This is a genomic window from Staphylococcus sp. AC872 (assembly GCF_979255425.1).
On the sequence record NZ_CEEDKW010000014.1, the window covers coordinates 1 to 22,406 of the forward strand.

The window sequence follows — 22,406 nt, forward strand, 5'->3', positions numbered from 1 at the left end:
ACATCAGATAGTGCGTCATTAAGCACAAGCGTATCTGACTCAAACTCAGTAAGCACATCAGATAGTGCGTCAACAAGCACAAGCGTATCTGACTCAAACTCAATGAGCACATCAGATAGTGCGTCATTAAGCACAAGCGTTTCTGGATCAAACTCAGTAAGCACATCAGATAGTGCGTCATTAAGCACAAGCGTTTCTGGATCAAACTCAGTAAGTACATCAGATAGTGCATCATTAAGCACAAGCGTATCTGACTCAAACTCAGTAAGTACATCAGATAGTGCGTCAAATGTCACTTCACATGCAACTTCTAACAGTGCATCAACTGGAGAAAGTACAAACTCATCTAATGTAGCTCAACAATCAAATCACAAAGATAATAGTGATGAGAACAAAGAACTTCCTGAAACTGGTAATAGCAATGATGCTAATAATACAAACGTATTAATGGGGGCTGTTCTCTCATTGCTTGCTGGATTAGGTTTAATGAAAAGATCACGTAAAAACAAAGAAGATAAAAAATAATTATAGATTTTAATCTATGATAATATGAAGTAAAACAAAGAGGCTAAGACATAATATTAAGTTTACGTGATAGTAAATCAATTATGTTTTTAGCCTCTTTGCACTCATATTAAAATATAAGAATTTTAGGTGGAAAAATGTTAAGAAATAAAGAGTTTAAGATTTTACACAAAAGAATTATTTTTACAATGTTCATTCTTTTTATATACATATTTGGAAGTAATATTTCTATCATTGGTAATGAATCAATTAAATCCAGCCATGATAGCTTTTTTAAATTAGCTGTTTCAAATGTCGGTGGGGATTTAAGCTCATTGAATGTATTTTCATTGGGGTTAGGCCCGTGGTTAACAGCAATGATTATTATCATGCTATTCAACTATAGAGATGTAGATAATATTGTTAAGCAGACTCGTTCTGAAAAACAAATAAAGGAAAGGCTATTAACAATACTTATAGCAACGATACAAGCATACTATGTTATCCATACCTATGTTCAGAATAATATAATACAGAGCACAAATATTCTGTTACTTGTATTAGTTTTATTAACAGGGACATTACTATTAGTCTGGTTAGCTGATCAAAATACGACTTATGGAATTGGTGGGCCAATGCCAATTGTATTAATGAGTTTAATAAAATCTTTATTTCATCAACAACTGTCTAGTATAAATGTAACAGCAACATTATTTATTGTGATTGGATTACTAGTTATAGCGATTCTAATACTTCTCTATATAGAATTATCAGAGTATCGACTTCATTATAAAGATATAATGAATATGTCTACACAAACTTCACATTCATATCTTGCCTGGAAATTAAATCCAGCAGGAAGTATATCTATAATGATAAGTTTATCTTTATTTCTATTGTTAAATAGTGTCATTAACTTAATTGGAAACTTACTTTTGAATAAGGAAATGAATGTAGCCATTTTTGGATTTGATAATCCCATAGGTATTACAGTATATATTGTAATACAAATCATTTTTGGATATTTACTATCTAGATTTTTGATTAATACTAAAAGGAAATCTAAAGAATTTTTAAAAAATGGAAATTACTTTGCTGGTATTAGTCCTGGTGAAGAAACTGAGCGATATTTAAATAAAAAAGCAAGAAGAATTTGCTGGTTTGGTTCAGTTACAGTGACATTGATTTTAGCAGTGCCCTTATATTGTTCATTATTGGTTCCAGAGCTTTCAAAAGAAATATACTTTTCAATACAACTGATTATATTGATTTATATTGGTATAAGTATAACTGAAACATTAAGAGCATATTCTTATTTTGATAGATATAAAAGCATATTAGACAAATATTAGGGAGGAATTTTTTATGAGATATTTTATACCAGCGTGGTATAGTGGACAAAAATTGTGGAAAGACAATACTCTTCCCTTCTATTATAAGCCGGATAAAACAGATTTTGATGACATGATTAGCTTAATGTCTATGCATAAGAAAAATGGTTATGAATATAAATTACTAGTATTAAATTATTCACCTAATTTAAGGTTGTTTTTACATAGACATGATTTATTTGAAAGTGATTATTGGTCTGTATTTGATGTGTTACAAAGTGCTCCAAACACATTACCTAGAGCTATTGATTACTTAGATTTGAATTGGCCTAAAGATACAGAGTTTGTATATTCGCCGTTTATGGTAGAAGCAGTTATAGGTAAAAATACGTATTCTCAAATTACGTTTAATCAAGAGGGATATGTACTCCATATACATGAATATGAAAATGGATTGCAACAACAAAAGATAATATTTGACGATAGAGGGTTTATATCTTCAATTATTAAATATGAAAATGATACTGAAGTTGAACAAACTTATTTAAATGTATTGGGTGAAAAGATTCTAACTGAGAACTTAATAACAGGAGAAGTATTAGTTAACAATCCAGTTAAAGATTTATTAGACCATAGTAAATATTTAAATATGTTGGAAATAATAGAAGAGATTGTTGAAAAATTTTATACAGATCAAATAACACAATCAGACGATTTTATTGCTGCTTCCGATGGAAGACATAATCAGTTAATTACACGGTATTTTGAAGCAAATCAATTATGTTTTTCTCTATTTTCAAATAGAAATAGAGAAATAACGTCACATTTAATTCAATCCATGCAACCTGCAAAAAGTTGTTTAGTTGACACAAAAGAAAATGAAAGAGAATGTAGGCTTATTGCTAATAACAATTCAATTAACATGAAAATGTCTAGAATTACACCCTTTGATACTGAAAAAATCCCAAATATAAGTTCTCAGTTATATGATGTGCATATTGGTTTTTGGATAGATAATTTATCAAGAGATGTAGTAGAACCTGTAATAGATCAGTTATATAGTTATATTAAAAATAAAGAAAACTATAGAGTTACTATTTTAATGAAAGATATAACAAGCAAAACACCGAAATGGTTATCAGACATAGTAAAAGGAAAAAATGAATTATATAATGAAGAACAAAGAACTTTAAGTGAAGAAATGGCTGATGTGTTAGAAGAAGAAATGGAATTTATAGAAATAATTAAAATTGAATCGGTCATATTTGAAGAAGATTTAATTAGAGCAATGTCACAATTAAGAGTAGTTATAGATTTGGGTGATGAACCAGATTTATATCTGCAAATTAGTGCAATCAGTGCAGGAGTACCTCAAATTAATATGATAGAAACGGATTATGTGACACCTAATGTAAACGGGTTAATAATACCAAGTTCATCTAATATGATACAGGCGTTAGATTACTTCTTACTAAGTTTGAAAAATTGGAATTATTCTTATGCATCTTCCCTAAAATTAGTAGATGAATTTAGTTCGACTAAGATAATAAGAGAAGTGAACCGTTTGATAAAAGGAGAGTTATATGGCTAGACAATTTAATATATTGCAAATCGGTGGAGAAGATTTAGAACCTATTTTCCATGATAAAAAAAACGTGTACATCGATTATCTTGATCCAATACTATTTACATTTGAAAGTGGTTATGAAGAAGCAATTGAAAATTTAATAGATGAAGTTGGTTCCTTTAATTTAGTATTTATTCAAACAACATATTCTCAAGAATTGATGAAAGTTATTGAAATAGTGGGAGAACCATATACGATTTATGTAGATGAAAAATATTGGGATTTTCAATTCGAAAATGATTCTCGAGTAAAATATAAATTTATTAAACCATTAATTTATAAATCAACAGATGAGTTGCATCATAAATTAAAATCAGGTGCTTTTACTAAGCAATACGGAGATAAAGTCTCGCCAATTAAAGGAGAGGTAAATCCTAATTTTGAAGGAGAATTTGAATACTTAGGTAACAAGGAACTCGTTTTGTCTGGAAATTTTGGAGAGTCGTATACGCCAATTGTTAGCTGGAACCAAAACTTAGTTTACGATAAGAATATGATGGTACAGTTATGGCCAGAATTTTTTGTAGAGGGAAATGTTGATGTCCAATATGTAATTAGATTAATCCCATTTGGCTCATTAGAACATACGAAAGATGTTATAACCTTGACAAAGGATGATTTAAACCAGCCTTTGGAATTGATGCCAAGACCTTATGATGCAAACATTTCTATAGTAGTAAAAGCAAAGGGAACAGGTGTTGTACATCTTAGGGCGATCCATAAAAGGTGGTCTCGTGCAGAGATGGGCCAATTTATAATGGGTGGTCAACGTTATAACGATGAAAATGGCGAAGAGTTTATACATTATTTCAATCCTGGTGATTTAAAGCCGCCATTAAATGTATATTTTAGTGGTTATCGTTCAGCAGAAGGGTTTGAAGGATATTTTATGATGAACAGTCTAGATGCCCCATTTTTACTTATTGGGGACCCTAGAATCGAAGGTGGATCCTTCTATCTTGGCTCTGAAACCTATGAAAATAGCATAAAAAAAGTTATTAAAGAAACATTGGAATATTTAAATTTTAAAGAAGATGATTTGATATTATCTGGATTGTCGATGGGGTCATTTGGCGCATTATACTATGGTGCACAATTAAACCCAAGAGCTGTGATTGTTGGTAAACCATTAGTGAATATTGGTAGAATAGCTGAAAATATGAAACTAAAGCGACCTAATGATTTTGGAACAGCACTAGATATTTTGATGTCTCAAGAAGGCACATTTAGTAAGGAAAATATCAATCATTTGAATAAGCGTTTTTGGGGAAAATTTAAGCAAAATGAAGTTGAAAATACTACTTTTGCTATCGCATATATGCAAAATGATGATTATGATGATATAGCTTTTGATGATTTAATGTCTGTGCTAGGAGAATCTAAAACGCATGTCATGACACGTGGCGTGCCTGGTAGACATAATGATGACTCAGCAACGATAACCAGTTGGTTTGTAAACTTCTATCATATTATTTTAAATAATCAATTCGGGAGAGAGTAGTATGAATCAAAATAATCGATTTGATATCACCTGGAAAAAGGTACATAAAAGTACTTTTATGTATGGAGCTAAGCTAAAATTTAATAATAATTTTGTCAGCATGGACAATTCATTGATGCCCTCAGGAATGGTGATACGTGAATGGAACATGTTATCAAGTTATACAACAAATAAACAAGTGCCTTCATTACCATTATTGAAAAAAGGAAACAATTATAAAATTAGGTTTGATTATGATGTCACACCTGAAAGATCAGTGTATTTTAAGATTGTTTTATATAAAAAGAATGGTGAAAAAATTAAAACTATGATTATCGAAGATGATGATATTGAGTTTGAATATCCAAAAGATGCCTATTCTTATAAAATTGAATTAATGAATGCTGGATTTCAGCATTTACAATTTCGCCGAATTATTATTGAAGACCAACATATAGAGAGCAGTCATTCAACTATATCAACTGATATTAGTAAAACAATAGATAAAATCAGACACAATAAAGTATAAAATTCAGAAAGAGGTGTTAAAATGACAGGTAAATTTGATAATACTATTAATAAAATGCGGTTAAAAAAACTAAATAAAACATTAAATAGTATCAATAAAATGAGTCATGTTTTTTCTGAGTATACTGATGAAGCATTAAAAGCAAAAACTCAAGAATTTAAAAAGAGAATAATGGAATCTAAAGAGACATTAGATCAAATTTTACCAGAGGTATATGCTGTGGTAAGAGAATCTGCCTACCGTGTATTAGGCATGTACCCTAAAGATGTGCAGGTACTAGGAGCTATAGTAATGCATCAGGGAAATATAGCAGAAATGCAAACCGGAGAAGGCAAAACGCTAACTGCAACGATGCCCTTATATTTAAATGCATTAACAGGTAAAAGAGCATTTTTAATTACGACTAATGATTACCTAGCTAAAAGAGATTGCATGGAAATGAAACCATTGTATGAATGGTTAGGCTTAACTGCATCATTGGGATTTATAGACATTCCAGACTATGAATATGAAGCTGGTGAAAAGCAAAAGCTATATGCACATGACATCATTTATACTACAAATGGGCGTTTGGGCTTTGATTATCTTACAGACAATTTAGCAGATCACAAGCGAACTAAATTTTTACCTGAATTACAGTTTGCAATTTTAGATGAAGTTGATTCAATCATTTTAGATGCAGCCCAAACACCACTTGTTATATCCGGTGCACCACGATTGCAATCTAATTTATTTGATATTGTAAAAGAATTTGTACATACACTTAAAGATAGGCAACATTTTAAACTAGATAAAAATAAAAAAGAAATTTGGCTAACAAAACAAGGTATTGATAAAGCAAATGACTACTTTAAAGTGCACCATTTATATGATGAACTTAATTTTGATTTGGTTCGTATTATCAATTTATCATTGAGAGCTAAGTATCTATTTGATTATAATTTAGATTATTTTGTATCAAATGGAGAGATTGTGTTAATAGATAGAATTACAGGGCGAATGCTTCCAGGTACGAAATTACAATCAGGTTTGCACCAAGCAATTGAAGCTAAAGAAGATGTTGAATTATCTATTGATAAGAGTGTGATGGCTACAATTACATTCCAAAACTTATTTAAACTCTTTGACAAATTTGCAGGAATGACTGGAACAGGTAAACAAGGAGAAAAGGAATTTTTTGAATTATATTCGAAAATTGTAGTTGAGATTCCCACTGACAAACCTATTCAGAGACAAGATTTGGAAGATAGAGTATTCGCAAATATGGAAGAAAAAAATCAAGCCATCATTGATGTTGTAGTTGAAAAACATAAAAAATCTCAGCCAGTTCTTTTAATAACTAGAACTGCAGAAGCAGCTGAATATTTTTCGGCTAATCTATTCCAATTAGATATACCTAATAACCTATTAATTGCTCAAAATGTTTCTAAAGAAGCTCAAATGATTGCAGAAGCAGGCACTAGAGCAGCAGTTACTGTGGCTACAAGTATGGCAGGACGTGGTACAGATATTAAATTAGCACAAGGTGTTCATGAAATTGGTGGATTAGCGGTGATTATTAATGAACATATGGAAAATAGTCGTGTAGATAGACAGCTAAGAGGCCGTGCTGGTCGACAAGGTGATCCCGGTGTATCTCAAATATTTGTGTCATTAAATGATTACATTGTTAAAAAGTGGAGCCAATCTAAATTGCTAGAGAACGACAAGTTGAAGCAAACTAGTAGTGAATATTTGGAAAATAGTAAAGTTTTTCAATTGAGAGTAAAAAATATTGTAAATAAAGCACAAACTGTTTCAGAAGAGACTTCTATTGTTCAACGTGAAATGGCTAATGAATTTGAAAAAAGTATTAGTGTACAAAGAGATTTAATATATAAAGAAAGAAATCGCATTTTAGATATGGTTGATAAAAACCAATTTGATTATAATCAATTGGCGAAAGATGTTTTTAGAAGCGATTTAAAAAGCTTTAATATAAATGATGAAAAAGATGTAATTAGCTATGTTTATAAAAACTTATCTTTCAATTTTGAAGCGAATAATGAAAGAATAGATGTATATAACCAAGAATCAATTGTTGATTTTTTAATACAACATTTTATGCATCAATTTGAGGATAATCAAAAGAAAGCAGCAGATCCATATTTCATATTACGTTTCATTCAAAAATCATTTATCAAAGCAATCGATATGGCATGGATTGAACAAGTCGATTATCTTCAGCAACTAAAAGCTAGCGTCAATAATCGCCAAAATGGTCAAAGAAATGCCGTATATGAATATCATAAAGTTGCATTAGAGTCATATGAAGCTATGACAATTACATTAAAAAGAAATATTATAAGAAATTTATGTTTAAGTATTATAACGTTTGATAAACATGGAGATCTTGTGATTTATTTCCCATAAAATAAAGGGGGTTTATGATGACTGTATATAATATAAACTTTGGAATAGGTTGGGCAAGTAGTGGAATTGAATATGCTCAAGCATATAGAGCTAAATTGTTGAGACAGCTGTATAGAAATGTAAAATTTATTTTTTTAGATTTCATGTCTTCTGAAAATATCCAAACATTAACTGATAACTTAGGATTTAAAGATGATGAAGTAATTTGGTTATATCAATATTTTAGTGATATAAAAATTGCACCAACAACATATACTTTAGATGATTTAATGGGTGAAATCGATAACGAAATTACTCAAATAGAGGATAACGGTAAAATCAAAAGATTGTATTTCGATGATGATAAAAGTTCATTTGCAACGTGCTATATGAAAAATGCAGATAAAAATTATGTAGATAGAGTGGAGTTTGTTCTTGAAGGCTATTTAGTAAGAAAAGATTTCTTTAGTTATACAAGAGTTTTTTCTGAATATTATGCTCCATATCAAAATTATGCCAAGATATATATGAGACAGTTTTACAATGAAGATGGAACAATTGCATATAAAGAGTATATAGATGATAAAGAAAGTGTCTTTGTCTTTGATGATGCACAGCTCTATAGTAAAGCAGAATTTGTTGCATATTTCATGAATAAATTAAATTTATCAAATAGGGATATCGTAATCCTAGATAGAGCTACAGAAATTGGTCAAGCAGTATTACAAAATAAAGGTGCTAGCAAATTAGGTGTGGTAGTTCATGCAGAACATTTTAGTGATAATGCCACTGATGGCGATAATATATTGTGGAATAACTACTATGAATATCAATTTAGAAATGCAAAATTTGTTGACTTCTTTATTACTGCGACCGATTTACAAAATCGTATTTTAAGTCAACATTTTTCTAAATATACTCATGATAATCCATTAATCAGAACAGTTCCTGTAGGTAGTTTAAATCAACTTATTCATCCAGAGAAAAAAAGACAACCGTATTCAATGATAACAGCATCTCGACTGGCTAAAGAGAAACATGTAGACTGGATTGCTAAAGCAGTTGTAAAGGCAAAAAAAGAGATTCCTAAATTAACGTTTGATATATACGGTCAAGGTGGAGAAAAAGATAAAATAGAACAAATTGTTTATGAAAATAATGCGCAAGAATATATTACATTAAAGGGTCATGTTAATTTGCAAGATGTTTATTCAAAATATGAATTATTTGTATCTGCTTCACAAAGTGAAGGTTTCGGTTTGACATTGATGGAGGCTGTAGGGTCTGGTTTAGGAATGATAGGATTTAATGTAAATTATGGTAATCCAACATTTATTCGTAATGGTGAAAATGGATATCTGATGTCTGAAAATGTAGAATCTGCAGATGAAGAAGAAAAGATTAATGAATTAGCTTCATATATAGTGAAATATTTTAAAAATGGACCAAAAAATCCAGAACGCACATCATATGAAATTGCTAGAGAATTTTTAACTCAGAAAATAGTAGAAAAATGGAATATGCTAATTAACGAGGTGCTACATGATTAATATATTTGATAATTATCATTTTAATTCACAATTATTACATCGTTCATTGAAACTTGCAGGGTATCAACATTTGACAATTTGTTTAGAGGATGATGGCTTTTTACCAGATGATGTTACCTCTCCTTACCAATTTTTTGCTCAAAATCCAATTAAACAAAGTGATAAGCCTTTATTCTTTAATGAAGTAGAGGTGCCAACTTACTGGGAAATTACAGGTACAAATGATATGGGTGAAATAAAAAATTTAGGGGAAGTTAGAGGTAAAATTTTCTATCAACCCAATTTCAAGTCTCGTATTGTAAGTCGAGTTGAGTGGTTGGATAATAAGCAACGATTACGTACAGTTGATCTCTATAATAAAAATGGGTTTAAATTTGCTGAAGTTATTTATGATTTAACTGGCAAATCTATAATGAAAAAGTACTTTGATCACCTAGGCAAAGAAATTATCTATGAAAATTATGTGACTGGGGACTATATATTAAACTGGAAAAACAAGACACACTTTTTTAAGTCTCAAGAATCATTTGTCATATATTACTTAAAACAACTAAATGTAGATTTGGATGTAGTTATCTTTAATTCACTAGCAATGCCTTTTATCGCGTTATATAGAATGAATACAATTGGAAAGGGAATTCTCGTTTGGCAAGAAAATAGTCACGGTACTATTCCAGGAAATATGAAACTTATGTTTGATAAATCGTTAAATAGAAAGTATTCAATAATGATACCAAATAGAGATGAATATCTAACAATTCGCCAAGGGCTTGGTGATAAAGAACGTGATAAAGTAATTAGAGGTGGCTATCTTTATAGTTACCGAAAACAAAACCAATTTACTAGAAATATATTAACTTTAACAAATTCCGATCAATTGCTCTGTATTGAAGAATTAGTAAAAAGTAATAGCGAATATCAATTTCATATTGCAGCTATTACAGAAATGTCTAATAGACTATTAAACTTAATGAAATATGATAATGTTCGATTGTATCCAGTGGCGAATGAAGAGACAATTGAATCATTATATCAACGATGTGATATTTATTTAGATAATAATAAAGGTAATGAATTATTGGATGCAGTTGGTCGAGCATTTGAAAATGATATGGTGATATTTGCAACGCATAATGAAGCACATAATCGTATGTTTACAGCGACTGAAAATATTGTTATGGAGAAAGATATTAATAATTTGACATTAATGCTTCGAAAAATGTCTAATAATCATAAAACATACCGCACTAGGTTACAATTACAGAAGGATTATGCAAATGAAATTGAACATGAAAAACTCATTAATAAGATTAATATGTCATTAAAATTAAAAACTTAAAATTCGTTAAACTTGGACTTTTAAAGTAAAAAATATTCTCTTTAATTTTATAGTTAAAGAGAATATTTTTAGTCTGTCATAATTAATTACACCTATAGAAAAATATTTTATAGGTGATTTAATAAACATAATTTAAAGAATGTAATTTGGGTTATCATATATTGTTTATTTATTTTGTGAAGCAAATACTTTAGCAATATCACTTAATTTAGCTGGTGCGTCTTCAACTGCCATTTTCACTTCAACAAAGTGCATGCAATCACCATTTGCATTGATTTTTTCAAATGTTTCTTTTAGTTCATGTGATGTATTAACATCATGGACGACTACATTGTCTCTGCCAAATACTGCAGGAAGTGCTTTGTAATCACATGTGAATATCATTATATGGTTCTTTCATACCATGAATTAAACATTCCACTGTATAACCATCATTGTTAACTACAAATATAATTGGTTTCAATTGTTGTCTGATCATTGTTGATAACGATTGAACTGTCAGTTGTAAAGAACCATCTCCGATAAGTAAGACATTACGTCTATGTGGTGCAGCGATTTCTGTACCTAATGTTGCAGGTAATGTGTAACCGATAGACCCCCATAAAGGCTGTCCAATAAAGGTATTGTCTTTATATAAAGCTAAATCATAGGCTCCAAAGAATGAAGAACCTTGTTCAGCAATTAAAATATCATCCAGTTGTAGGAAGTCTTGCATCATTTTGAAATAAGTTACTTGAGTTAATGGTTCATGATCGATTTGATAGTTTTCTTCTTAAAACTACTTTAGAAGGGTTTAGTGAAGTGTTTATCATACCTAGTATATGGGCAGGTTTACTTATATTAATTGGGATCTTAATCGATTCTAGAAAAGCAACGGTATATGCCATTTTAGGTAATGTACTCGGTTTTGTTATTGTAGCTATGTTAGGTGGTAACGTGAATAACATTAATCAAGGTTTATTATTAACTGTTCTATTGAATTTAGGTTTGAATACAATACTTGAACCCATTGGTTTACCATCAGTGACGATGCCATTTATTCTAGCAACTTGGATTATGTTATTTGCTGGTCGTCCTCATAGAAATATTGAGAATAAGAATTAATTAAAAACTCTGGTGCACGCTTATTCAAAAGCGCGTTCCAGAGTTTTAATTTATGACACTAAATAATGGGATGTATGGTGTTCTAACTTATGGAAGATGAGCTCAATAATAATCGCTAATGCCCAATAAAATATTGCAGCAACCGTATAAACTGGTACAAATTGATAGCTTTCATTAGCAATTTCAGTACTAATTGCCAATAGTTACTTGGGCAGCAAAAGCAAATAAAAGAGTTATTGATTTCCCAAGTTAAAAGGAATGAAATATAATTAGAGAAATAATATTACTATTCTTAATATCAATAATTTTATTGAAATACAATTGTATATTTAAGTAATAAAAATTTCGTAAATTAAAAGTAAAATTGAAGCAATTAAAAAGGTAGTACTAGCTACAATATCGAAAACTTTGCTTTTCTTTCTACTCATAATGTTTTTTAAAAAAACACCAATGGCAACCAACATTAGAATTATACAAATTATATAAATAATAAAAAAATCCTTTTTGTATAAAAATTTTTATATCCTATAGTATGTTAAAACATACTTATTCCTTTTATAATTAAATAGTATAGATAAATCTAATGTGACCTAATAATTTTTTATCATTCTTTGCTTTTTAATAATATTTCCTTTATCTAATGCCTTTCAAACATAATGAAGTTTTAAAAGTTGTCTTTGTATTTAGACAGCTTTTTTACGACGTATACATTAAGAAGTTTTTCTTATTTTAAAAGTCAGATTGATGATTCATTTACATGACTTTATTTTTGAATATTTTTAAGTGTTGCATTGATAACTTTAAATTAGACATATTTTCATAGCTTTCTGATATCAAAAAGATTATCGTATCAGTATAATGAGCCCTTATAATTTATTAATAGTAATGAAAATATGAAATAAAAGAATGTTTAGTATCGTCAATAAGTATTTTTATTCATGTTTGAAATGGGGTTATAATGTAGACACAAACAAATTACATGTATTTTATTGAATATGTATAAAACTAGTAGATATAGACATGTAATGTAAAACTTGAAAGGAAATGAATGTAAATGACTAATAAAAATTATAATGCAGCTAACATAGTTATTGATACTCTAAAGAATAATGATGTGGAATATATATTTGGTATTCCAGGTGCAAAAATTGACTATTTATTTAACGCACTTGAAGACGATAGACCTGAACTTATTGTTACGCGTCACGAGCAAAACGCAGCAATGATGGCCCAAGGTATAGGACGACTAACTGGTAAACCAGGTGTCGCACTTGTAACGAGTGGTCCAGGTGTCAGTAACTTAACGACCGGACTATTAACAGCAACATCTGAAGGAGATCCCGTATTAGCTTTAGGAGGACAAGTTAAACGTAATGATTTATTACGTTTAACACATCAAAGTATAGATAATGCGGCATTATTAAAATATTCAACAAAGTATAGTGAAGAAGTACAAGATCCTGAATCTTTATCAGAAGTCATGACTAATGCTATGAGAACAGCAACATCAGGTAAAAATGGTGCAAGCTTTATAAGTATTCCACAAGATGTAATTTCAGCACCAGTAGAATCAAAAGCAATAGCACTATGTCAAAAGCCTAATTTAGGTGTTCCTAGTGAGCAAGATATTAATGATGTGATTGATGCAATTAAAAATGCAGCATTCCCTGTTTTACTTGCTGGTATGAGAAGTTCAAGTGCAAATGAAACAAATGCTATCCGTAAATTAGTTGAAAAGACAAATTTACCAGTAGTTGAAACATTCCAAGGTGCTGGTGTCATTAGTCGCGATTTAGAAAATCACTTCTTTGGTCGTGTAGGATTATTCCGTAACCAAGTAGGAGATGAATTGCTTCGTAAAAGTGATTTAGTTGTCACAATTGGTTATGATCCGATTGAGTACGAAGCAAGTAATTGGAATAAGGAATTAGACACAAAAGTGATCAATATTGATGAAGTTCCAGCAGAAATTACAAATTATATGCAACCTACTAAAGAATTAATTGGTAATATTGCAGGAACTATAGAAATGATATCTGACAAAGTAGATGAACCATTTATTAACCAACAACATTTAGATGAATTAGAGCAGTTAAGAGCACATATTGTTGAAGAAACGGGTATTAAAGCAACTCATAAAGATGGTGTATTACATCCAATCGAAATTATCGAATCTATGCAAAAAATGTTAACGGATGATACTACGGTTACCGTTGATGTCGGAAGTCATTATATTTGGATGGCACGTAAATTCAGAAGTTATAATCCGAGACATTTGTTATTTAGTAATGGTATGCAAACGTTAGGTGTTGCATTACCTTGGGCGATTTCAGCAGCACTAGTACGTCCAAATACACAAGTTGTCTCAGTAGCTGGTGATGGTGGATTTCTATTTTCAGCACAGGATTTAGAAACAGCTGTTCGAAAGAATCTAAATATCATACAATTAATTTGGAATGATGGTAAGTATAATATGGTTGAGTTCCAAGAAGAAATGAAATACGAACGTTCATCAGGTGTAGATTTTGGTTCAGTTGATTACGTGAAATATGCAGAAGCTTTTGGTGCAAAAGGTATGCGTGTCACAAATCAAGAAGAATTAGAAAATGCGATTAAAAAAGGTTATGAAATTCAAGGACCTGTAGTCATTGATATACCTGTAAATTATAAAGATAATGTAAAACTTTCAACCAATATGTTGCCTGATGCATTTAATTAATAATCAAATAGTAATTGAGGAATGAAGCTTTTATGACTAATATCTTATATCAACACGGTACATTAGGAACATTGATGGCAGGACTATTAAAGGGTACTACCTCAATTAATGAAATATTAAAACATGGAGATTTAGGTATTGCGACTTTAACGGGATCGAATGGAGAAGTGATATTTGTGGATGGTAAGGCTTATCATGCCAACGAACATAAAGAATTCGTTGAACTCAAAGGTGATGAATTAACACCTTATGCGACAGTGACGAAATTCAAGGCAGATACAACATACCAAACAAAGATAAATCATCTGAAGACGTTTTTGACGAAGTTAAAGAAAACATGTTGAGTGAAAACTTATTTTCAGCTGTTAAAATTTCTGGAGTATTCAAAAAAATGCACGTTCGCATGATGCCTGGACAAGAGCCGCCATATACACGATTAATTGATTCGGCACGCAGACAACCTGAACAAACTGAAACGTATATTAAAGGAACTGTTGTTGGTTTCTTCACGCCCGAACTATTCCATGGTGTAGGTTCAGCAGGATTCCATGTGCACTTTGCTAATGATGATCGCAACTTTGGTGGACATGTATTAGATTTTGAAATAGAAGATGCTAAGGTTGAAATTCAGAACTTCGAAACATTCGAACAACATTTCCCAATTAATGATGAAATCTTTAATAAGACGGATATTGATTATAAAGATATTGCAGAGGAAATTAGAGAAGCAGAATAGTATCTTAAAAATTAAAAGAGGAGTATAAATTGTTATGTTAGTGCATTCATTTGATCCATTTCATAATTTGTTGTTATCTTCAATTGTTGCTGCTATACCAATCATTCTTTTCTTACTGTGTTTAACAGTATTTAAAATGAAAGGTGTTTATGCTGCATTAACAACTTTGATTATAACAATATTAGTAGCATTATTAGTTTTTAAATTACCTTTGAACATTGCTGGAGGAGCCACATTTGAAGGTTTCTATCAAGGTATTATTCCCATTGGTTTTATAGTTATTATGGCCGTATGGTTGTATAAAATTTCTACCAAAAGTGGTCAATTTGATATTGTTAAAGATAGTATAGCTAGTATTTCACAAGATCAACGTATTCAATTATTACTAATCGGTTTTGTATTTAATGCATTTTTAGAAGGCGCAGCCGGATTTGGTGTACCAATTGCTATATGCGCTGTATTACTTACGCAGATGGGATTCAAACCCTTAGAGGCAGCTATGTATTGTTTAGTAGGCAATGCTGCTGCTGGGGCTTATGGTGCAGTAGGAATTCCAGTAGCTATTATCGATACGTTAAATTTATCAGGTGATGTTTCTGCTACCGAGGTAGCACTAATTGGTAATTTAACTTTAGGCTTTATTAGCTTTTTTGTGCCTTTCTTATTAATATTTATGATTGATGGATTCAGAGGTATTAAAGAGATATTACCATCTATTTTAGTTGTTTCTGTAACTTATACGTTTTTACAAGTGATTATAACATCATTTGCAGGTCCTGAACTTGCAGATATTATACCTGGATTGGTAGCTATGGTTGCACTAGCATTATTCTCTAGTAAGTTTCAACCTAAAAACATATTTAGATTACAACAAAATGAAGAGCCTAAACGTGTAGCTAAACATTCATTCAAAGATATTGTTTATGCATGGAGTCCTTTCATCATTTTAACTGTTATTGTACTTATATGGAGTTCATCATTCTTTAAAGGATTATTTGAAAAGAAAGGACTATTACACTCTCTTGTAATTAATTTTAATGTACCTGGTACGATGAATGATGTAACGCACGCACCAAATGTACTCACTTTTAATTTTATTGCACAAACCGGTACAGCTATATTAATTACAGCCATTTTGACTATTATTATTGCAAATAACATGAATTTTAAAATTGCTGGGAAACTATTAGGATTAACAGTGAAAGAGCTATGGATTTCTGTATTAACAATATGTTTTATCCTAGCTGTATCTAAAGTAACGACTTATGGCGGATTAAGTAGTGCTATGGGCCAAGGTATTGCTAAAGCTGGATCTATATTTCCATTATTATCACCAGTTTTAGGTTGGATAGGTGTATTTATGACTGGATCAGTTGTAAATAACAATGCATTGTTTGCTCCAATACAAGCCTCTGTTGCTGGACAAATTGGTGCTAAAGGGTCCTTACTTGTGGCAGCTAACGTAGCTGGTGGCGTTACGGCTAAAATTGTATCACCTCAATCTATAGCTATTGCTACTGCTGCAGTTAATGAAGTAGGAAATGAATCACAATTAATGAAAATGACAATGCGCTTTAGTATAGGATTATTAGTATTTGTATGCATCTGGACCTTTCTACTTAGCTTATTAATAAGCTAAGTAGAAATAACAATAATATTACAGAATATGTATCTATTCCATAAAAGAATAGTTCTTATTAAAAATAAGTATTTTAATTTCTGTATGTTTTGTATTACACTAATATTTGTACTTAAAAGAAGGGAGTCAATTATGAATACAAAAGAGTCAAAAACAGTTGTTGTTATTGGCGCTGGTGTTTTAAGCACAACTTTTAGTTCTATGCTTAAAGAGTTAGAACCAAGTTGGAATATAAAACTATATGAACGTTTAGATCGTCCTGGTATCGAAAGTTCAAATGAGCGTCATAATGCTGGAACTGGTCATGCTGCTTTATGTGAATTGAACTATACAGTGAAACAACCTGATGGATCAATTGATATAGAAAAAGCAAAAGAAATTAATGAACAGTTTGAGATTTCAAAACAATTTTGGGGTCATTTAGTTAAAAATAATAGTATTTCTAACCCTAAAGAATTTATTCAACCATTACCTCACATTAGTTTTGTTAGAGGTAAAAATAACGTTCAATTCTTAAAGGATCGTTATCATGCTATGAAGGATTTTCCAATGTTCGACAATATTGAATATACAGAAGATATTGAAGAGATGAGAAAATGGGTTCCATTAATGATGGAGGGTCATAGCTCAAGTGATATTATGGCTGCTAGTAAGATTAACGAAGGTACAGACGTTAACTTTGGAGAGCTTACTCGTAAAATGGCTAAAAACATTGAACAACATCCTAATGCCAATGTCCAATATAATCATGAAGTAATAGACTTTAACCATCGAAAAGATGGTAAATGGGAAGTTAAAGTGCGTCAACGTAACAGCGGTGATGTTCAAACTGAACTTGCTGATTATGTATTTATTGGTGCTGGTGGTGGCGCTATTCCACTATTACAAAAAACTGGAATTCCAGAAAGTAAACATTTGGGTGGATTCCCTATTACAGGACAATTTTTAATTTGTACTAACCCAGACATTATAGCCCAACACGATGCCAAAGTTTACGGTAAAGAACCACCTGGCACACCGCCTATGACAGTACCTCACTTGGATACTCGATATATTGATGGTGAACGTACATTATTATTCGGTCCATTCGCTAGTGTGGGTCCTAAGTTCTTAAAAAATGGTTCTAATCTTGATTTATTTAAATCAGTCAAACCATATAATATTACAACATTATTATCTGCTGCTGCTAAAAACCTACCTTTAATCAAATATTCATTTGATCAAATATTAATGACTAAAGAAGGTTGTATGAATCATTTACGTACATTTTATCCAGAAGCACGTGATGAAGATTGGCAGTTATACACTGCAGGCAAACGTGTACAAGTGATTAAAGATACTCCTGAATATGGTAAAGGATTTATTCAGTTTGGTACAGAAGTTGTTAATTCTGAAGATCATTCGGTAATAGCTTTATTAGGAGAGTCTCCAGGAGCATCAACTTCAGTATCTGTAGCTTTAGAAGTACTTGAGAAAAACTTCCCTGAATATGAATCTGAATGGACGCCTAAAATACAAAAAATGATTCCATCTTATGGTAAATCACTCATTAATGATACTGCGTTAATGAAAAAAATCCGTCAACAGACATCAAAAGATTTAGAATTAAATTACTATCAAAACAATAAGTAGACTACAATACAATGCTAAAAAGGAATGTTAAGCGTGAAAAAATTATTAATAGTAACACTTATTAGTACTATTGGTTTTTGTGCACTCAAACGTTACCAAAAACATGTAAACCAAGCACCAAACATAGAATATTAGAGTCAAAATATTTATAAAAATTATTACGTATATTAGTTTTATAAAGCCAAATTCAATTTTTAGTGATATTAAAAAGAGATCTCATATATGAGATCTCTTTTTTCATTGATAGAGGTTTATAATTCTGTAAGTATAGTACTATAAGAAATCAAGCTGTTTTAAAATACTACGTAAGATGACTTATCGGAAGTATATAAGCTTGTAGATTCACAGATGGTATAATACTAGAGTCGCCTTAACTTCCATAGGCGAAATTACTATGGAAGGAGGTGGGACCTGTGGCAATTCTCTTTGTTAGTATAATTGCACCTGTGATTTCAGGATGCATTGTTGCGATTTTCACGTTTTGGCTAAACAATCGTAACAAATAATAAGGCGACATAGCTACGCCAAAAACCCCCTCACTATTTCCGGTAGTGAGGGGGTTGGTGTGCCTATGGAATTCTCTTTGTTAAACACAGTATATCATCATATAGGTTAGGAATGCAAAGTAGTTTTATCTGTTTAGGTTATGTGTATCCAATATAAATAAAAATAGGAATGATTCTGATCAATAAAGTTAAATTTACATCACAGGATGAAAATCTTTTAAAACAAATTAATGGAGTAAATCATAATAATATGAAATTACTTACTTTTAAGTATATGCTTCCTTTTAGAATTCCAGTTAGCCATGGAGAAATTTTTATAGATGATAAAAACAAGACTTTATTTAAAATTTAAAATACAACTGGAAAAATTGAATAATGGTAATCATCGTCTTCTAATCCCTTTTGAAGAAAAAAGATGTATTGTAAAATGTAATACAATTATAGATAAACATAGCTTCAGTACATTCTTATCAACTTTAGCTTTGTATTGTGCTTTTTTTCATTCTATTCAGTAGGATTGTGGATATGTTTACTAGTAACATAATTAGATATTAAACGCTATATTATTGTGCCATTTCAATTTTATAATAAATTCTGAAATAAAGTTTTTACTTTTTTAGGACTGTCTTTGGGAGCAAGTCTTTTTACTACAATACCATCTTTGCTAACAACTTGTATATCATAAATATTATTAGTTATTTTATAGCACTCCTTTTATAACATTGCTAATTTTAATTGATCTATAACGCCACTTGATGATCCAGGAAAAGCAAAAATCATTTTATTTAAATCTTGAGCCGTTAATTTTTGGTTTACAATGAAAGTTAATAAATTAACTAAATCTGGTGCATCATCAGCATATATAGCAGCTCCCACTAATTGTTTATCATTATTTAATACAATTGTCATTTCAGCTTCAGTTTCATTTTTGTATTCAAACACCATTTGTTTACCAAAAGGAATATCTATCACTTTATAGTCCTCACTAGTATTAGCTTCATCTACAGAAACTCCAATATTAGACAATCTTGGTAGTGTATATAAAACTGAAGGTATTGCAGGATAGTTAATAGGGTTTTTATTCATACCCAAAATATGCGCAGCAATATAGTTAGATTCAAATGTTGCAGTAGGTGTTAATTTAGGAATAATTTTATCTAAAACGTCCCCACTAGCATAAATATTAGGGATATTTGTACGTAAATATTCATCTACCTGTATACCTCGAGTAGTGAAATTAACGCCAGCTTCTTCAAGTCCAATACCGTTGACATTTGGTCTACGTCCAGTAGCATCTAACACATAGTTAGTAGTAATCTCTAATCCTGATTCTGTTGATACAGTATAATTGTCACCTTGCTTTTTAATTACAGTAGTATTTTCATTCATATGGAATTGAACTCCTTCTGTTGCCAATTTGTCCATTAATTTAGCAATATGTGCTGAATAAAAACCTTTGAGCGGTTCATCGTCAACATGAATCATATGAGTTTCTACACCAGATTTAATGGTTATGCTAGCAAATTCAATACTAATAATACCTACACCTATAAATGTGATACTATTTGGCATTTGCTTTAAGGATAAGAAGTCTCTACTATCGTGCGTATATTCAGACCCTTCAATATCTAACTTATTGCTGTGTTGACCTGTTGCAATAACTATGTTTTCACCATAATATTGTTCGTCATCTACTAAGAGGTGATGCTCATCTAATAGTTTTCCTGCCCCTTCAATAATATCTATACCTTGTTGTTCAAATAAACCTTTCAAAGTATTTGCCATAGGGTCAATGATTTTATGTTTATAAGACATAAGGTTTTCCCAATTCACTGATAATGCTTCAGTATTTATTATGTTGGGATAGTGTGAAGCTTGCTCTAGTACTTCATAAGGGTTTTCCAATAAAATTTTGGCATTGCACCCATAGTTTGTACAAGTACCTGCTATACGATCTTTTTCGACAATAGCAACCGATTTCCCCGCTTTGTTTAAAGTCAGCGCACTATGCCAAGCTGCGTGTCCACTACCTAAAAATACGACATCATATTGTTTCATTTGAATCATCCTTTGTAATAGTTTTCAACGTTTCTTCTAAATTATCCATAATACTTTTGGCTTTCATATATTCATCTACATCAAATTGTGAAGAAACACATTTAGCAATAGCTTCATGTACTGCTTCTTGCTCATTTAGACCTTTTATCGTTAAAGTTATGATAAGGTTACGTTTATCGCTTTCATCTCTATTTCTTTGAACCCATCCAGCTTGCTCAAGTCTTTTTAGTAATGGGCTTAGGGTATTACTTGCTAGATTCAACTTTTTACCAATGGCTAATAAAGTTTGAGGGTTTTCTTCCCATAAGGTTAATAGCACTAGATATTGAGAAAAAGTTAAACCGAATTGACTTAATTGCTTTTCATAAAATTTGCTGAATAATTTGTTAACATTATAAGCAGAAAAGCATAGCTGATGTGCCAATTTCATTTCATCATCAATCAATTTAATCACTCCTATTCTCATTAAAGAATAATCAATCGCAAACGATTAATCAATTAAACAAACTTATAATGAACCACATACGTTTGTTTAATTGATTACTAACTTTTAAAATTTTTCATCAATTGTGCAAATTGATTTCGATTTTAAAAATAGTACGTAAAGCTTATGGTTTCAGGGTATTATTTAAAAGAGGAATGAGCAAGTCATTAAAAATATACGTAAAGTAGTTGAAAAAAGAACTATAATTTAGTTCTTTTTTCATACTTATATATCGTCGTTTAATAATATGACGATTTGATTGTTTTGCAAATTTTTCCATAATACTAATAAAAGGGAGTTTTAATAGTGAAAGCATGGCAATTAGAAAAATTTGGTTTAGATAACCTTAAACAAGTTGAACTAGAGAAACCCGAATTACAGAAGATCAAATTTTAATTAAAGTTAACTCTGTATCACTTAATTATTGAGATACTGCAATTGTCGAAGGTATATATACGCCTGAATTATTAAAATTTTCGTTTATTCCTGTTTCAGATGCTTCAGGAATAGTTGTAGAAATCGGCTCAAAAGTTACCAAATTTAAAAAAGATGATCGTGTTACTTCACATATGTTTACCAAGTGGCTAGATGGAAAACCTAAAAGCGATGAACAATCACATGCCTTAGGTGCTACAGTAGATGGTGGACTTTCAGAATACATGGTATTGAATGCAAATGCACCTGTATTCTCTCCTGAAACACTTACAGATAATCAATCGTCAACTTTGCCAGTAGCAGCATTTGTGAATTGGTTTTCATAATTAAGCATTATAGGTA

Annotated in this window: 18 protein-coding genes and 2 pseudogenes; 16 read left to right on the plus strand and 4 right to left on the minus strand. The window is 30.8% G+C overall.

Translation table 11 applies throughout. The annotated features are described in order from the left end of the window. The 8 genes from ACZ267_RS12345 to gtfB form a co-directional block, all read left to right on the plus strand. The coding region (locus ACZ267_RS12345) for an LPXTG cell wall anchor domain-containing protein (RefSeq protein ID WP_463680328.1) at positions 1-525 on the plus strand (525 nt) is incomplete at its 5' end. 137 nt (positions 526-662) lie between these two features. Continuing rightward, complete coding sequence (secY2, locus tag ACZ267_RS12350) at positions 663-1,856, plus strand: accessory Sec system protein translocase subunit SecY2 (RefSeq protein ID WP_050969638.1); 1,194 nt, start codon at positions 663-665, stop codon at positions 1,854-1,856. Positions 1,857-1,869: 13 nt separating this feature from the next. After that, complete coding sequence (asp1, locus tag ACZ267_RS12355) at positions 1,870-3,426, plus strand: accessory Sec system protein Asp1 (protein ID WP_050969639.1); 1,557 nt, start codon at positions 1,870-1,872, stop codon at positions 3,424-3,426. Further along, positions 3,419-4,963, plus strand: a complete 1,545-nt coding sequence (gene asp2 / locus ACZ267_RS12360) for an accessory Sec system protein Asp2 (protein ID WP_050969640.1) — start codon at positions 3,419-3,421, stop codon at positions 4,961-4,963. The genes asp1 and asp2 overlap by 8 nt, the downstream gene beginning before the upstream one ends. A 1-nt stretch (position 4,964) precedes the next feature. After that, the gene (gene asp3 / locus ACZ267_RS12365; protein ID WP_071561222.1) at positions 4,965-5,471 is read left to right on the plus strand and encodes an accessory Sec system protein Asp3; all 507 of its coding nucleotides are present in this window, start codon (positions 4,965-4,967) and stop codon (positions 5,469-5,471) included. A 21-nt stretch (positions 5,472-5,492) separates the two neighbouring features. Then, entirely contained in the window at positions 5,493-7,883 is a 2,391-nt protein-coding gene (gene secA2 / locus ACZ267_RS12370) for an accessory Sec system translocase SecA2 (protein ID WP_050969641.1), read from the plus strand. A gap of 17 nt (positions 7,884-7,900) precedes the next feature. Continuing rightward, positions 7,901-9,412: an accessory Sec system glycosyltransferase GtfA gene (gene gtfA, locus ACZ267_RS12375; RefSeq protein WP_050969642.1), complete on the plus strand. Its 1,512-nt coding sequence runs from the start codon at positions 7,901-7,903 to the stop codon at positions 9,410-9,412. Continuing rightward, positions 9,405-10,751, plus strand: coding sequence for an accessory Sec system glycosylation chaperone GtfB (gene gtfB, locus ACZ267_RS12380; protein WP_050969643.1), 1,347 nt, complete (start codon positions 9,405-9,407; stop codon positions 10,749-10,751). The genes gtfA and gtfB overlap by 8 nt, the downstream gene beginning before the upstream one ends. A gap of 165 nt (positions 10,752-10,916) precedes the next feature. On the opposite strand, the pseudogene ACZ267_RS12385 reads toward gtfB, so the two are convergent. Next, positions 10,917-11,499 (minus strand): annotated as a pseudogene (locus tag ACZ267_RS12385) (thiamine pyrophosphate-dependent enzyme); the annotation flags it as partial. Positions 11,500-11,552: 53 nt separating this feature from the next. On the opposite strand from ACZ267_RS12385, the gene ACZ267_RS12390 reads away from it, so the two are divergent. Beyond that, entirely contained in the window at positions 11,553-11,855 is a 303-nt protein-coding gene (locus tag ACZ267_RS12390) for an urea transporter (RefSeq protein WP_239217044.1), read from the plus strand. A 50-nt stretch (positions 11,856-11,905) separates the two neighbouring features. On the opposite strand, the gene ACZ267_RS12395 is transcribed toward ACZ267_RS12390, so the two are convergent. Further along, entirely contained in the window at positions 11,906-12,055 is a 150-nt protein-coding gene (locus ACZ267_RS12395; protein WP_228065466.1) for a hypothetical protein, read from the minus strand. 854 nt (positions 12,056-12,909) lie between these two features. Here ACZ267_RS12395 and alsS point away from each other — a divergent pair. The 6 genes and pseudogenes from alsS (at position 12,910) to ACZ267_RS12425 (ending at position 19,087) form a co-directional block, all read left to right on the plus strand. After that, complete coding sequence (gene alsS, locus ACZ267_RS12400) at positions 12,910-14,574, plus strand: acetolactate synthase AlsS (protein WP_071565450.1); 1,665 nt, start codon at positions 12,910-12,912, stop codon at positions 14,572-14,574. 32 nt (positions 14,575-14,606) lie between these two features. Continuing rightward, positions 14,607-15,310: pseudogene (budA, locus tag ACZ267_RS12405) on the plus strand (acetolactate decarboxylase). 34 nt (positions 15,311-15,344) lie between these two features. Further along, positions 15,345-16,949, plus strand: coding sequence for an L-lactate permease (locus ACZ267_RS12410; RefSeq protein ID WP_002465841.1), 1,605 nt, complete (start codon positions 15,345-15,347; stop codon positions 16,947-16,949). Positions 16,950-17,081: 132 nt separating this feature from the next. Then, the gene (lqo, locus tag ACZ267_RS12415) at positions 17,082-18,581 is read left to right on the plus strand and encodes an L-lactate dehydrogenase (quinone) (protein ID WP_002451369.1); all 1,500 of its coding nucleotides are present in this window, start codon (positions 17,082-17,084) and stop codon (positions 18,579-18,581) included. A gap of 24 nt (positions 18,582-18,605) precedes the next feature. After that, complete coding sequence (locus ACZ267_RS12420; protein ID WP_100066977.1) at positions 18,606-18,716, plus strand: SE2200 family small protein; 111 nt, start codon at positions 18,606-18,608, stop codon at positions 18,714-18,716. 278 nt (positions 18,717-18,994) lie between these two features. Continuing rightward, a complete protein-coding gene (locus ACZ267_RS12425) occupies positions 18,995-19,087 on the plus strand; it encodes a type I toxin-antitoxin system Fst family toxin (RefSeq protein WP_023016171.1) in 93 nt (30 codons plus the stop codon). A gap of 714 nt (positions 19,088-19,801) precedes the next feature. Here ACZ267_RS12425 and ACZ267_RS12430 read toward each other — a convergent pair. Together ACZ267_RS12430 and ACZ267_RS12435 are read right to left on the minus strand one after the other, a co-directional pair. Further along, complete coding sequence (locus tag ACZ267_RS12430) at positions 19,802-21,145, minus strand: dihydrolipoyl dehydrogenase family protein (protein WP_002465839.1); 1,344 nt, start codon at positions 21,143-21,145, stop codon at positions 19,802-19,804. Continuing rightward, positions 21,132-21,590: a MarR family winged helix-turn-helix transcriptional regulator gene (locus ACZ267_RS12435; protein ID WP_046464520.1), complete on the minus strand. Its 459-nt coding sequence runs from the start codon at positions 21,588-21,590 to the stop codon at positions 21,132-21,134. The genes ACZ267_RS12430 and ACZ267_RS12435 overlap by 14 nt, the downstream gene beginning before the upstream one ends. Before the next feature lie 521 nt (positions 21,591-22,111). On the opposite strand from ACZ267_RS12435, the gene ACZ267_RS12440 reads away from it, so the two are divergent. Beyond that, positions 22,112-22,390 carry an alcohol dehydrogenase catalytic domain-containing protein gene (locus tag ACZ267_RS12440; RefSeq protein WP_227701689.1) on the plus strand — a complete coding sequence of 93 codons (279 nt, stop codon included), beginning with the start codon at positions 22,112-22,114 and terminating at the stop codon, positions 22,388-22,390. Positions 22,391-22,406: the final 16 nt, after the last annotated feature.

What these genes read in the sequence shown, in the direction of transcription:
- secY2 (WP_050969638.1), top strand. Translation starts at nt 663, where the DNA reads ATGTTAAGAAATAAAGAGTTTAAGATTTTACACAAAAGAATTATTTTT.
- asp1 (WP_050969639.1), top strand. Translation starts at nt 1,870, where the DNA reads ATGAGATATTTTATACCAGCGTGGTATAGTGGACAAAAATTGTGGAAA.
- asp2 (WP_050969640.1), top strand. Translation starts at nt 3,419, where the DNA reads ATGGCTAGACAATTTAATATATTGCAAATCGGTGGAGAAGATTTAGAA.
- asp3 (WP_071561222.1), top strand. Translation starts at nt 4,965, where the DNA reads ATGAATCAAAATAATCGATTTGATATCACCTGGAAAAAGGTACATAAA.
- secA2 (WP_050969641.1), top strand. Translation starts at nt 5,493, where the DNA reads ATGACAGGTAAATTTGATAATACTATTAATAAAATGCGGTTAAAAAAA.
- gtfA (WP_050969642.1), top strand. Translation starts at nt 7,901, where the DNA reads ATGACTGTATATAATATAAACTTTGGAATAGGTTGGGCAAGTAGTGGA.
- gtfB (WP_050969643.1), top strand. Translation starts at nt 9,405, where the DNA reads ATGATTAATATATTTGATAATTATCATTTTAATTCACAATTATTACAT.
- alsS (WP_071565450.1), top strand. Translation starts at nt 12,910, where the DNA reads ATGACTAATAAAAATTATAATGCAGCTAACATAGTTATTGATACTCTA.
- ACZ267_RS12410 (WP_002465841.1), top strand. Translation starts at nt 15,345, where the DNA reads ATGTTAGTGCATTCATTTGATCCATTTCATAATTTGTTGTTATCTTCA.
- lqo (WP_002451369.1), top strand. Translation starts at nt 17,082, where the DNA reads ATGAATACAAAAGAGTCAAAAACAGTTGTTGTTATTGGCGCTGGTGTT.
- ACZ267_RS12420 (WP_100066977.1), top strand. Translation starts at nt 18,606, where the DNA reads ATGTTAAGCGTGAAAAAATTATTAATAGTAACACTTATTAGTACTATT.
- ACZ267_RS12430 (WP_002465839.1), bottom strand. Translation starts at nt 21,145, where the DNA reads ATGAAACAATATGATGTCGTATTTTTAGGTAGTGGACACGCAGCTTGG.